The following is a 13,527-nucleotide window of genomic DNA, read 5'->3' on the forward strand; positions in this document are numbered from 1 at the left end:
GAGTGGGGGAATCAACCAAATAACCTTTCGATTCTTCAAGATCTTCTCTTTCCTGCTTAGAATGTTCGCAGTTCGCCGCGAAAAAAGCAGGACGTAAACTAAATTTCATTTATCAATCTGTCACTGATCCTTCAATGACAAGTATCTAAATGAAAGCCTGTACTAGTTTTTAAATGGGTTGATTTCCCAAGGACCAAATGGTTCAAATTCCATGAAAAACGACCTCCTTTATTATTTGCTATACCCTATTATATTTGATAACATGTTATTAAAATCACATTGTTCAGAAATGCGTCACAATTAAGGAGGTCCCCCATGAAACAGCAAGGCTCTTTAATCAAAAAACTGCGCACAGATCGCAAAATCTCGCAAGCCAAGCTTGCCGAAGGTATTTCCTCTCGCACCACCCTTTCTTCTTTCGAAAATCGCAAAACAAATCTCTCTTCACAAACCTTGTTTGACTACTTAGACAAAATGAATATCACGGTTCATGAGTTCAGTCTGTTGATCGACAGCGAAGCCACAGGACAGAAACGTCAGCTGGTGCAAGATTTCTATACCCGATACTATGATCGAACACTGACTATCGACTACTTGACTAGCCTTGAGGAACGCTACTTTGAGACACAAAATTTTTTTTATTATTCTTTGTATGTCCAAGGCCTGCTGCTGCTCAACCGTGAATCATTTCTGATGAATCGAGGAGCTTACACCCAAGAAGTTGAACTGGTAAAGCAATACTTGTTTGATATCGAAACCTGGGGGCGCTTTGAGTTGAACTTATTCTCAAATTTGTTATTTATTTTCGACCAAGAAACCATCAGTTACTATTTAGATCATGGGATCAAAAAAATTCTTCGCTATGCCAATGATCCCTTTTATGCAAATCTGTTAAGTGTTGTGATCTTAAATGGCTGCGCCTTTGCCAGTGAAAGTAAGGATTCCTATCTGCTTAACAAGTTTCTGCTTTTGTCTCATCCCTTGCCTAATACACCTCTGTATTTTTATTTGAAAATCCATCAAGTCTTGTATCAAGAAATTTACTCCTATTTGCAATCTTCTCAATTAAACAAAGAAGTGTTAAGAAACAGCTTAATCGTTATCGAACAAGCCGGTTACCAGAACCATAAAAATGACCTGCAAAACTTGATTCATACCGTGACGAATATCTCCATTTAACATTCTTCCCTTTGAATCATCCTATATACTTACAAGCATGATTTATCTTTTTCGTAAACGCCTGTCTGCTCATTGAAGGACAGGCGTTTTTCAGTCAAATGCTGGCCTAACTTGTACACAAAAAACCAGTTAGGTGCGTAGACCTAACTGGTTTTCGGGCTAAAATCTTAAAACGTATCTGGTTTATCCTGACCCAGATTTGATTTTGCACAACTCATCCCTCCGGTTAACTATAGAAGTAAACTGAGCTGGCTTTTCAGAAAACGACAAAAGCGTTGTTCTTTTTTGATTTCAGTGATTCAACAAATCGATTAGCGAGATTCTGAAGTCACTCCAACTCGTGCCCATGGATTATGATCTGGATCATATGCCCACGTAAAGTTTGCGACACGATCAGAGACCGGCAAAACTTGGTTACGGTACAATGTCGGAATAGCAAACGCTTCTTCAAATGCATATTCTTGCCATGCATCAAATGCTTCTTTACGTTTTTCTTCATCGAAGGAATCATTTGAATCGATGGCTGCTAACAATTCTGTATTGCGTTCAGACTCGTAACGGGTGTAGTTAAAGGCTGAATTTGGTCCCCATAAGCTAGTTGGTGATGGATCTGATCCAGTAGACCAAGCAGCTTGGAAAACATCGATATCTGGATCATCATTTTTCAACTTGTCATAGAATGCTTGGAAGTCGATCAAACGTCCTGTAGAGTATTGGACATCCAAACCGATTTCTTGCCATTGTTGGACATAGTAATCTGCCAGTGGTTGTGCCACTTCTCCACCTGACATTGAAGCAAAATTGATGGTTAATTTATTGCCATCTGGATCTTCCCGGAAGCCATCACCATCAACATCGATAAAGCCAGCATCATCTAGGAGTTGATTTGCTTTATCCATATCTAAGTGGTAACCTTCCACATCAGTGCTGTGCAAACTACCATAAACCGGTGGGATCAATGTTGTACCATTTGAACGCAAGCCATGGTAGAAACGCTCACCAATCGCATCATTATCGATAGCATAGCCCATTGCTTGACGCAATGCTTTGTTGGCCATTTTTGCGTTTGGATCAAAATCAACACTATTTGTTTCGTCATTCCATGTTCCTAAATTAAAACCAAGATAGGTGTAAGATTGTTCTGGTCGTCCTAACATTTGGTAGCCATCCATATCTTGATACGTATCGAACGTATCTGTTGGCATTTTCAATACTAAATCATATTGTTTTGCATTTAGTGCTTCATTGATCGATGCAGATGGAACATTACGCATCACAATTTTTTCTAATGTTGGTGTTCCCCCATAATAATGTTCATTCGGAACATACTCTACGGTTTCCCCAGGTACGATATTCGTCATCTTGTAAGGACCAAAACCAATTGGGTTTGTCCGTACAGGATCACTGGATGGCATATCTGCTACTTCAATACCTTCAAAGGTATGTTTTGGTAATGCCGCGTTCCAAATTGCTCCACCGGATTGCTGCATTCCAGGATGCATTTCCTTAAATTCGATCTCAACTACTTTATCGCTAACTGCTGTGATCCCAGAAATCGTATCTGCTTCACCGCTATGGTATTCTTCCATTCCAACAATATTAGTAAAGTCATTATTGTAGCGAACGCCATCATAGTCTTGATGACCAATGACTTCATAAGAAAAAATGACATCTTCGGCTGTAACATCTACCCCGTCCGACCATTTTAGTTCATCACGTAATGTGATCGTCGCTTTATTGTTTTCGACATCCAAGTCTAAGTCTGCAGGTCCACCATCAATAATCTTAAAATCCTCATCTTGTAAGAATAGATATTCATGACTTGGTAACATAAAGTCACGGTCATAGGCATCCTGATAGAACTCCCACTGGAATAATCCTTGGAACTGAGTGTCCATTACTACAGCAACGTCTAAAACTCCACCTTCAATCACTTCATCATCATTGACTACCGCTAGCGGTAATGTGCTGATATCTGATGCTGCAGCGTCTGATGACGACTCTCCTGTATCTGTCGAACCTGTTCCACCTCCGTTACTTTGTCCGCAAGCCCCTAAAACAAGCGCTGCCAATAAAGTAATCATGCCAAACTTCGTTTTCTTCATACTCTTCCTCCTTATTAAATCCCCTCATTTGTGATTCACTGATAAAAAAACCAAGCAAACAGTTTTTTTTATCTTAAAATGGCTTTTTTATTAGAAAATCTGAACGAGATTAACTAAATTATAACAATTTTCTCAAAACTCTTTCCGTCAATAATTTCATCAATCTATGAAATTATTGAAAATAAGACGAAAATCATTGATAAATCGCTATTGCTTTTTTTCAAATATCCTTAAGTTTTTCTTTTATGACGTTCCTTTTCTCTCATATTTTTCGAAAAACGCCTTGTGGAAACTGTCAAAAAAACCTTCTTAGACGAGAAAAGATGTGATACTATGAAAAAAAGGAGCGTTCAGTGAAACTATGTCAGACAAACGAATTTTCTTACAAACGAAATCGAAACCTTTTGCACCGATCTCACAGCTCTTAACTCAGCGGTTGCTTCTGGCTTACAGCTGTGTGTTGATTCTACTCGGCTTGTTCACCTCGCCGCCTCAGGCATTGTGGCAAGGATCGCTGGCTATTTTGAATGCCCCTAGCAATTTGATTTCTGATTATTTTGCAATCGGCAATCTCGGAAGCGCCTTTTTGAATAGCGGCTTATTGACTTTGATTAGTATCCTGCTTGCTAAAAAGCAAGGAACCATTATTAGTGGTCCGATGATCGCCGCTTTCTTTACCATATCCGGCTTTTCTTTTTTTGGAAAAAACATCTTTAACTCAATCCCCATTCCCTTGGGTGTCTATCTATACTCTTACATACAGCAAAGGCCCTCAACCCAGTACTCACTTGTCGCTTTATTTGGCAGTGCTGCCTCACCCGTCATTAGTTACTTAGCATTTGGCTTAGGCTTACCTTTGCCCCTAGGAATCGCGTTAGGTTATGGAATCGGCATTTTGATTGGCTTAACACTCCCCCCACTGGCAGCACAATTTTTACAATTCCATCAAGGATTTTCTTTGTACAATATTGGCTTTGCCACCGGTATTATCACTATGTTTTTCACTAGCTTTTTACGATTATTTGACATGGAAGTCTATTCGAACAAGCAATTGACGACTGACTATCACTATTATCTGACGGCTTTCTTGCTGATCCTTTGTTTTTTCTTGTTTTTTATTGGTTATTTTTTAAATAAACGATCGGTAAAAGGTTTAACGGATCTTTTTAAAACTTCTGGGAAACTGATGACCGATTATGTCACAATTTTTTCACTAGGAATCACCATGATGAACATGGCAATGATGGGGCTCTTGATGTTAGTCTTTATTTTCCTGCTGCAAGGCGAGCTTTCCGGTCCACTTTTAGGGGCTGTATTGACCGTGATTGGTTTCAGTGCCTTTGGAAACCATTGGAAAAATAGTTTGCCCGTGATGATTGGGGTGGTTTTAGCCACCAAAGTCGGTTTGACTTCTGATGTATCCACCTTCAGCTTATTACTAACAGCGATCTTTGGAACAAGTTTAGCTCCGATCAGTGGGTATTATGGTCCTGTAGCTGGTATCTTAGCAGGCATCGTCCATGCAGCACTGGTCACAAATATCACTTATTTACATGGAGGATTGAACTTATACAATAACGGTTTTTCCAGTGGATTTGTCGCGGCGGCAATGGTACCATTGTTAGATGAATACCAACAAATCAGAAGGCGGCGAAAAAAATGATTGAAAAAGAACGGGCACGACGAATCGTCGATGAAGTAGTCACCTACTTTTTGTCCCATGACTGTCAAAAGATAACGAGCGAGATGGCCTTTGAAGCAGAAGGTTTCAAAGCAGTCGTGCAGGGCCCTTTCCCTGAACAGCCCTCTGATCTAGAACATTTTATCAACATGCTCAATACACCAAGAGACAGTACCTTGGAAAACTATTACGTTGAACTGTTGGGCGGTCATCAAACGATCCATGAAGAAAAAGATTACTATTTATTGGGATTAATGATCGATGAAGCCGCCATTATGTATGATGAGGGACAACTAGTCGTTGAACTGTTTCGCAAAAAATATGACTGAAGAGTAACAAGCAAACGACGTTTCTGATTTGTGGATCACACAATTCAGAAACGTTTTTTTGTTCGTTCCTCGTGACAAAATTGAAAGTTTATTGATAGATTTTTCACACTCCTTTTCAGAAAACTAGCGTTATACTTTCATCATAATAAAAAACGAGGTGACCTATTTATGAAAAAATTTTTGATTGGACTAGCAGTTGTCGTGCTTGTGGGATTTGGTGCATTGCAAATTGCTGAATCAGTCATCATGGGAGGCGACAGCTATTATGTCCAAATCACGACAGATGGCGAAAAGACGACTTCTAAAGATGACAGTGGCAATGTCTATACTCAATACCACTATGAACTACCGGCTTATGACGAAAATGGCAAAAGCAAAACCCTTGATTTCAATGGTTTCCAAGAGCGGCCTTTGCGTAAAGAAGCCTATTTGAAACTTACTTGGAATGAGAAAAAAGGCGTGACCAGCTATGAAGAGGTCAAAGAAAAAGACATTCCCGCAAAAGCACTAACTCAATTAAAAGGAGCGTAACTTAATCATGGAAAAAATTATTCAAGCAAGTGAACTTACTAAAGTTTACGGAAAAGCCAACGAAAAACAAACCGAAGCCTTGAAAGGCATCAGCTTTGATATTGAAAAAGGTGAATTTATCGGAATCATGGGAGCTTCAGGCTCCGGTAAGTCTACCTTGTTGAACATTCTTTCAACCTTGGATCATCCAACCAAAGGTACGATCCGCATCAACAACAGCGACATCACCAAACTAAAAGGCGATGCCTTGGCAGATTTTCGCAGCCGTGAAATTGGCTTCATCTTCCAAGATTTCAATCTCCTAGAAAACTTAACAGCTTCTGAAAACATTGCGGTGCCCCTTTCTTTACAAGGGGTCAAACCAAAGATCATCCAACAACGGATCAAACGAGTCGCAGAACGTTTGTCTATCACGCATATCCTCGACAACTATCCGGCAGCAATCTCAGGTGGACAAAAACAACGGGTGGCAGCCGCTCGAGCCTTGATCACGGAACCAACGATTCTTTTTGCAGATGAACCGACAGGTGCCTTGGATTCAAAAAGTGCCAAAGACTTATTAAATATGATGGACGACTTGAATACCAATGACCAAGTATCGATTTTATTAGTCACTCATGATCCCCTTTCTGCCAGCTATTGCCAACGTATTTTATTTATCAAGGACGGGAAGATCCATCAAGAAGTGAAACGTGAGGATCAAAGCCGGGAAGAATTTTACCGCAAGATCCTTGTCATTCTAGGAAACTTGGAACAATAAGGAGGAAGAACACATGCTTTGGAAATTATCACTTACCGGAATCAAAGGCCGGTTGAAGGATTATATCGTCCTCTTTTCTGGTTTAGTCATGGCCTCAGCCATCTTCTATATGTTCGAATCAATGGCCAGCAATGAAGCCTTTTTAAAAAGCAACTCGATCATCAGTATGGTGGTCTTTATCTTTCGCTTTGGTTCTGTCTTATTGGGGATCATCACCTTTGCCTACATTTTATACGCCAATTCTTTCTTAATGGCGATGCGGCAAAAAGACTATGCCATGTTTATGATGCTAGGAGCCAAAGGACGTAAGATCGCCCAAATGATTTTCATTGAAACATTCTTGGTCGGGATCGCCGCCACTGCTGTTGGTTCATTACTAGGTATTGGATTAGCCAGTGGTGTCAATACCTTACTAGTGAACCAATTAAATTTACAGATCAGCCATTATGCGGCCTTTAATCTACAAGCATTAGTCGTGACACTTGCATTCTTCTCGATTCTCTTTTTGATCGCTGCTATCTTTAATGCACGGGCAATTGCCAAAAAATCAATTTTAGCCTTGTTACGAGAAACCAGCACACCGGCGCAAGTCAAGCAACGTCCTTTCATGCTCTTTTTGCAAACTGTCTTAGGGATTTGTTCTTTAGCAGTCGGTTATTATATGATGAGCGACTTGATGAAATTCCAATTGGTGGGGATCGGTGTTGCCCTAGTTACTATTATTTTAGGGACCTACCTCGTCTTTCGTTCCGTGATCATCACGATTTTATCTTTGCTGAAGAGGACCGATGCCATTGCTTTGAAAAGGTTAAACAATTTCACCTTGTCTCAGCTAAGCTTTCGGATTCGTGATTATACGCAGATGCTATCGATGGTAGCCATGCTCTTTGCTCTAGCATTAGGTGCTTTGACTGTTGGTCTGGGCTTCAAAAACGAGATCCCAATTATGGCAAAATCCGTTGCCCCTTATGACTTGTATTTGAATAATGCCCAAAATGCTTCTGACGAAAAAGTTGCAGCCTTAAAGCCGACTCTTGATGTCACATATAGTCTGAAGGAAACAGACGACACCCTTTATTACAATAAAGATCAATTCAACAAGAACAACTTGCTCAGCACCAGTACGAATCAGATGAGTATCGACGTTACCTACAACAAGCTGTCGGGAGACCAATTAGCCAAAGATATCACCGCGCAGGACCAATTGCGTAGCTACCTCTTGCCAGAACAACGAGGCAAAGAGATCCAAGTTGTCGATCAAGCCGCTTTTGACACAATCAATGCCCCTGAATCCAGCTTGCGAATGGTGCAAGTCAAAGACTTTCAAGCAAGTTACGATGCATTACATGAATTGGCGCAAACAAACCAAGAAACCAATACTACTGAAACTGCCGATACGAATTTTTCGCAACGGGTCTTCGTCTATGACACGTATAATGGTCTCTTCTCCGGTTTTGAATTTATGGGCTTTTTCTTGGGGATCGCCTTCTTGACGATGTTAGCAAGCTGCTTGATGTTTAAAATTCTTTCTGGGGCCAACAGCGACATTCAACGCTATACGATGTTGAAAAAAATCGGAACCCGGACTAGCTTATTGAAAGGATCGATCCGCAAAGAGATTGGTGTGCTCTTCCTAGTTCCTGGTATCTTAGGGATGATCCATGTCTTGTTCGGATTACAAATGTTCACAACATTGATGATCGATCCGTACCACGATCTATGGCTGCCCTTTGGCATCTTTATTGCTCTCTATGCCATTTATTACGTGGTGACCATCTGGTTATACACCAACATCGTTTTACGACCAAACAAAAAATAACTCGTACAGACTTTCTGAATTGCTCAACGCAAAGAGACCATCAATCCGCTTGATGGTCTCTTTCATTTCGTCGCTCTTCTATCGAAAAAAAACGCCGTTAGCTTTGAGGTTTAACGCCCATATGCATCGCGGCCGCACCTCCTGCATAGCTTTTGACTTGCAACACATCAAAGCCAGCTGCCTGAAACTCCCGTTTCAATGCCTCCTTGTCAGGAAAATCCCGCGCAGACTCCTGGAGCCAGGAATATTCTTGATAGCTTTTGGCGAACAATTTGCCAAATAACGGCATGACATGGTGAAAATAAAAAGTAAACAGTTGCCGCCAGCCGATCAGTGCGGGCTGTGATGTTTCGAGACAAACGATTTTCCCGCCTGGGCGCAGCACCCGATGGATTTCCGCCAAGACTTGTTGGCGATCCGCGACATTTCTCAACCCGAACCCGATCGTCACATAATCAAAGTGCGCGTCTGGAAAACTTAATGCCATCGCATTGCCGGTCTGCCACTGGATCTGCGTTTGTTGCTTTTTCTGTGCCTTTGCTTTGGCAACCGTTAACATTTCTTCGCTAAAATCAACGCCGGTCACTTGCCCCGTCGGACCGACCGCTTCATTTAAAGCAAACGCCCAATCCCCGGTACCGCAGCATAAATCTAATATCTCCGCACCCATTGGTACTGCCATTCGTTTCATGGTATCCTTGCGCCACCGTTTGTGCAGCTGAAAGGAGATAATACCGTTCATTCGATCATAACGGGAAGCGATCGATTCAAATACATCATGTACTTTGGTTTCTTTGGCTGTTGTTGCCATTGCGGCACGTCCTTTCTTTGTTCCCTTCGTTTTGCTGTTGCTTCACGTGCTTCTGCTTTTTAGTCTAGCACGAAAAAACCTGCGGAACAAAAACTCTGCTTTCTCCTTTTCCTCCAGTCATTTTCCCACCAAAAAACAGCCGTTCCTACATAGATCCCCGCATTGTTGACCGAGGCAATTCGGTCAGCAACAAGCGGATCCAGCAGTGAAAGACTGTTCTTCTAGCTTTTAAAGCAGGTTATTCAGGTTTAATCGATGAAGTCCCAGATATTGTTCCAATAAGAAACACGGTCTGCGCCATTTTCATCTTTGTAGCGCACAGAGATCAAATTACGGATGTCATGGACAGGAATATCAAGGGTGACAGAATCCGTGACGGGTCTTTGCTGCACGTTGTATGTTCGATAAAAGGTGCCATCCATATAGACGTCAAAGGTACTAAGATTGGAGTAAAAAATCTGCAGCTGATTGTTATGAACAGCAAGGTTGATCAACTCACCAGTGACAGCGCGTGTACCGGTCTGAAGCGTGAGACTGTCTTCCCCTATCAGGATGTTTTCCGTCTCTGGTTGATTCCCCGAAACTCTTCCGTTGATCGTTACCGGGGTCAGAACATTACCAGCAGCTGCCTGTTCATCCACTCGAGCAGTCAAGTTCCATTCCATGCGATCCCCCGGTGCGATTGGTCGTTCTAAGTGGATCGTGATACGATCGCCAGAAAGACTAGCCGAGGCTATATTGTCTTGGTACACGAGCGCATCGACATTTAAGAACGTCAATAAATTCGGCGAGATATCTAACGTCACGACAGCATTCTCAATATCGTCTTTCCCAGAATTTCGCGCATCGTTGCTTTCTACGATCGTCCGCAAGATCAATTGATTACCCACTGTGATAATCGGATTGCCTTCTTCATCACGATCAAAGCTTTGCGGTACTCGCAACGTAATCGATGGGTCAGAAGGTCGAATACTGGTGACTTCAAAGGAGAGCGCTGGTGGGAACCGTTCATCGCCAATGGCATCACGATACCCTAAATAGTCCTCGTAATCGCTGGCGGACGGATTCGTGCTCCCCAACTGACCATTGGGTTCCGTCGTGGTCGTATCTGGTAACGTTCCTACGAAATCGTCGTAACGATCATTTGCAAAATCTTTCGCGTAAAATTCGATATACACATCCTCTTCAGGATTAAGGCGACGTGGTAATTGATACTGCCAGGGCACGGAGTTGCCTTGTTCGGCATCAAGTGTAATGACATATGGGTCACCTGAAGCATCACGGATCAATCCTTGCGCGGTACTCGCATAAATGGCGACGCGCTCTTTTGGCTGGTCGTCTTGCGGAGAATGAAAATCCATGATCCCCGAAACTGTTGTCGTCCGTTCATTAAAGACCTGATCCTCTGCCACTTGCAGACCAGTCGGTGGTCGTACATCTACGACGACCGCATCAGGCAAAGCGGCAATACTCTCTTCTGTTGCATGAATGAAAATCGAATCGTCAACATCCTCCATCGTGGGGTATAATCCTCGGTGGGCACGCAGCACTTCAAAACGTTGACCTGTCTTGAAAAAGTCGTCCCGCGTCCATGCGATCACACCATTATGCACCTCCCCAAAAACATCGACAGTTGATTGGGAGGAAAGCCATTGCGTTTCAAGCTGGTTGCCTGCTTCGTCCTTCAAAGCAACTTCCACCCAGACTTCATCTTCCCAGGCATCGCGAATCGCCCCCGTGTATTCATACGGAACGACCGCTTTGGCATAAAAGGTTTTGTCGGCATTGGTCGGGGTCACTAAGTGCTGGATCATTGGCGGGTAATTATTAGCAGAAAATCGCGTGTAGGCATTTCCGCCCCTAAAAGTCGTACTGTTGAATTCATTTGAAAAAGGCTCTCCCGGCTGCGGACTAACGATTTGTGCAAAATTGACATTGCCTAGTTGATAGCTCAATGGATTCCAGAAATTGTCCGGATCACCATCTAGATTCACTCCGTTGCGTTTTTCCCAAACCGCTAGTCCAACACGATTAGACGTAAAGGTACTGTTGCGATTTGTGTTTGAGAATGCTTGTCCGCCATTCGGACGGTTATTTCGGAAGTCATAAAACAGTGGTTCGTCGATAGTGAAATTACTTACATTGGTGGAACTGATAATACCATTGTTGGCTCCACTTGTATGCCCCTCCATTCGAAAGGTAGCATCTTTGCCAGCTAGAAATTCGAACCCACCACTTTGTCCCCAAACTGCTGGTCCCCTGTGAGCATAAATATGAATTCGACTGTTTTCATCTTTTGCATTAAAGACCGAGGTTCCACTGCTATCAAGGGGAAACTGAATCCCTTGTCGACCTGCTCTATCTGCACCATTACTGGCAGTAATGGTGGAAGCGGCTGACGGATCAAATTCTCGTTCTTCATCATTGTACTGATCGAATACGGCAAAGCCTGTTTCATCAATATAGATGCCGTCATCTGCCGCAGTCCTGGTGCCGGCATGGTTAAAGATGTTCAATTGGCCAGCTGACTCCACATAGAACTCGTTGTTCCGCCCGTACATCCGCACTGCAGCCGCATTGCCATGGTATTTGACGATATTCATTCTCCCTTGGTCGGCAAGCACAAAGGTCTGTTCCCCTACTAAGCGAAACCGCATGACAGAAGCATAGTCATGATTTTGCCCATCGCCAAACAGATTGAACTGCGACCCTTCTCCCGTCACCGTCACATTGCCACCGAGTTTGGTGGTCGCTCCCGCTTTTGAAATTTGATTGACAAAAGAAGGGGTTCCTTGCGGTACACCATTCGTGGGACTGGGCGCTCTAGAATACGAGTTTACGACCGCCCCACCAGAAATAATCGTACGAGAAAACTTGTTATTCCCCTCATCCCGTTGTCCAATCAAGGAAATGATTGCACCGTCAGCTCCCGCTAAGTCCATTTGTGACGAGGCATTTAAAACCGTGCCTTCACCCTCGACTTCAAAAATCACCTCATTTGTGCGATTTTCCATATTCGCCCAAATTACTTGCCGCTGAACGCTGTAGAGGTCTACTTTAGAACCCTTATTGACTCGAAACGAGGTTGAAATGTTGTTGTTATTTGGATGAAGTCGAAAAATTGGCCGAGTATTTGAGATCTTGACATCCGCCTCATCCGTAATCAAGACACTTTTGACATTAAAGCTACCATTATCATTATTAGTACCGGCGGTTGGATTCTTGTGAGCCACCCAATGGAACGTTCCGCGAATCTCGAGATTTCCTTGCTGCAAATAAAGGAAATCATTGCCCGTACTTCCCTCTAGAACACCACTTTTTGCCTCGATATTTTCTACTTTGACCGTCCAAAAAGCTGAAGCTGCCAACGATTGTTGATAGATCAACGCGTTTAATCCTAGATTGTTCCCCTGAAAATCGATCGTAATATTTTTCAACTCAAAGACCGCTGGCTGATGATCATGGGTAGTCGTCAGTTCAAAGAAACGTCCAGTAGGATTCGTGCTATAGTTTGGTGTCCCGTTCGTGTTGAAACGCTTCGGTGTGGTTAAGGTAAAACCATTCCCATCGATGGACACCGACCGATTCAACGCAGTTAAACGATTGTTGGCCTCATTCGTATAATCAGCGGTAATGTCAGCGAGAAACACGATTTCAGAGATCGATGAATCACTAAAAGCAGCCCGCAGCGCTTGATAGTCCGAAACTTCGGCACGCTCTCCCTGTGTCGCCCGTTCTGAAAGCAGTTCGACTGCCGCTGACTCATTGGTTTCCTGCTGCTGAATGTCAAGCAAGGCTGCTTCTTCTACAGCCTTGTCGGCTTCCAATCGCAAGGTTTGTCGTTCCTCGAGAGAAGGCGGAGCGATTTTTTGCAGCGTCCGGTTTCCCCGCTTTAGAATAAATTCGATGGCGTCTTCTTCTCCTATAGAGACTGGTAATGCCAAGGACAACATTTCTTCCGTAGGCGCCACTTCGATCGCCACACCATAAACACCCTCTTGTTTAGCTGGATGCAAGGTCGCTTCTTCAAGCTCAAGCATTTCAAACATTTCTAATGACACCAGCGCTTCATGATTCGCCATCAAGAAAAGCGTCTCGCCCGCGGCTTGTTCCGATTCGATCGTCACTACATATTGTCCTGTTTCTGGGTCAAAGTGACCGGACACTTCATAAGAATTGCCACCATGGATAGCAAAGACCGCATACAAGACAGAAATAACGATAAAGCCCCCTAATGCAGCGGCAGCCAGTTTGATTTTCGAGACAGTCGCTAGAACAGTAAATGATTTCATCTAGGCACCCCTTTCCTTTG

At 43.1% G+C, this 13,527-nt stretch carries 9 protein-coding genes; 6 read left to right on the forward strand and 3 right to left on the reverse strand.

Translation table 11 applies throughout. The annotated features are described in order from the left end of the window. The first annotated feature begins 315 nt into the window (after positions 1-315). Positions 316-1,179, forward strand: coding sequence for a helix-turn-helix domain-containing protein (locus IGI92_RS10300; protein ID WP_008378664.1), 864 nt, complete (start codon positions 316-318; stop codon positions 1,177-1,179). A gap of 311 nt (positions 1,180-1,490) precedes the next feature. Here IGI92_RS10300 and IGI92_RS10305 read toward each other — a convergent pair whose 3' ends face one another. Then, positions 1,491-3,284, reverse strand: a complete 1,794-nt coding sequence (locus IGI92_RS10305; RefSeq protein ID WP_008378667.1) for an oligopeptide ABC transporter substrate-binding protein — start codon at positions 3,282-3,284, stop codon at positions 1,491-1,493. 361 nt (positions 3,285-3,645) lie between these two features. On the opposite strand from IGI92_RS10305, the gene IGI92_RS10310 reads away from it, so the two are divergent. From IGI92_RS10310 to IGI92_RS10330, 5 genes are all read left to right on the forward strand, one after another. After that, a complete protein-coding gene (locus IGI92_RS10310) occupies positions 3,646-4,947 on the forward strand; it encodes a DUF1576 domain-containing protein (protein ID WP_218192944.1) in 1,302 nt (433 codons plus the stop codon). Further along, entirely contained in the window at positions 4,944-5,294 is a 351-nt protein-coding gene (locus IGI92_RS10315) for a hypothetical protein (RefSeq protein WP_008378669.1), read from the forward strand. The genes IGI92_RS10310 and IGI92_RS10315 overlap by 4 nt, the downstream gene beginning before the upstream one ends. 168 nt (positions 5,295-5,462) lie before the next feature. Continuing rightward, positions 5,463-5,825: a YxeA family protein gene (locus IGI92_RS10320; protein WP_005235132.1), complete on the forward strand. Its 363-nt coding sequence runs from the start codon at positions 5,463-5,465 to the stop codon at positions 5,823-5,825. Positions 5,826-5,832: 7 nt separating this feature from the next. After that, positions 5,833-6,585 carry an ABC transporter ATP-binding protein gene (locus tag IGI92_RS10325; protein WP_005235131.1) on the forward strand — a complete coding sequence of 251 codons (753 nt, stop codon included), beginning with the start codon at positions 5,833-5,835 and terminating at the stop codon, positions 6,583-6,585. Between the two features lie 13 nt (positions 6,586-6,598). After that, the gene (locus IGI92_RS10330; RefSeq protein WP_430606900.1) at positions 6,599-8,404 is read left to right on the forward strand and encodes an ABC transporter permease; all 1,806 of its coding nucleotides are present in this window, start codon (positions 6,599-6,601) and stop codon (positions 8,402-8,404) included. Positions 8,405-8,501: 97 nt separating this feature from the next. Here IGI92_RS10330 and IGI92_RS10335 read toward each other — a convergent pair whose 3' ends face one another. Together IGI92_RS10335 and IGI92_RS10340 are read right to left on the reverse strand one after the other, a co-directional pair. Continuing rightward, a complete protein-coding gene (locus IGI92_RS10335) occupies positions 8,502-9,215 on the reverse strand; it encodes a demethylmenaquinone methyltransferase (protein ID WP_008378674.1) in 714 nt (237 codons plus the stop codon). 248 nt (positions 9,216-9,463) lie between these two features. Further along, entirely contained in the window at positions 9,464-13,507 is a 4,044-nt protein-coding gene (locus tag IGI92_RS10340) for a pectate lyase-like adhesive domain-containing protein (protein WP_430606902.1), read from the reverse strand. Positions 13,508-13,527: the final 20 nt, after the last annotated feature.

The organism is Enterococcus sp. DIV2379 (genome assembly GCF_050542965.1).
Taxonomy (GTDB): domain Bacteria; phylum Bacillota; class Bacilli; order Lactobacillales; family Enterococcaceae; genus Enterococcus_D; species Enterococcus_D entomosocium.

Coding starts and splice junctions, on each gene's coding strand:
- IGI92_RS10300 (WP_008378664.1), top strand. CDS start 316: ATGAAACAGCAAGGCTCTTTAATCAAAAAACTGCGCACAGATCGCAAA.
- IGI92_RS10305 (WP_008378667.1), bottom strand. CDS start 3,284: ATGAAGAAAACGAAGTTTGGCATGATTACTTTATTGGCAGCGCTTGTT.
- IGI92_RS10310 (WP_218192944.1), top strand. CDS start 3,646: ATGTCAGACAAACGAATTTTCTTACAAACGAAATCGAAACCTTTTGCA.
- IGI92_RS10315 (WP_008378669.1), top strand. CDS start 4,944: ATGATTGAAAAAGAACGGGCACGACGAATCGTCGATGAAGTAGTCACC.
- IGI92_RS10320 (WP_005235132.1), top strand. CDS start 5,463: ATGAAAAAATTTTTGATTGGACTAGCAGTTGTCGTGCTTGTGGGATTT.
- IGI92_RS10325 (WP_005235131.1), top strand. CDS start 5,833: ATGGAAAAAATTATTCAAGCAAGTGAACTTACTAAAGTTTACGGAAAA.
- IGI92_RS10330 (WP_430606900.1), top strand. CDS start 6,599: ATGCTTTGGAAATTATCACTTACCGGAATCAAAGGCCGGTTGAAGGAT.
- IGI92_RS10335 (WP_008378674.1), bottom strand. CDS start 9,215: ATGGCAACAACAGCCAAAGAAACCAAAGTACATGATGTATTTGAATCG.
- IGI92_RS10340 (WP_430606902.1), bottom strand. CDS start 13,507: ATGAAATCATTTACTGTTCTAGCGACTGTCTCGAAAATCAAACTGGCT.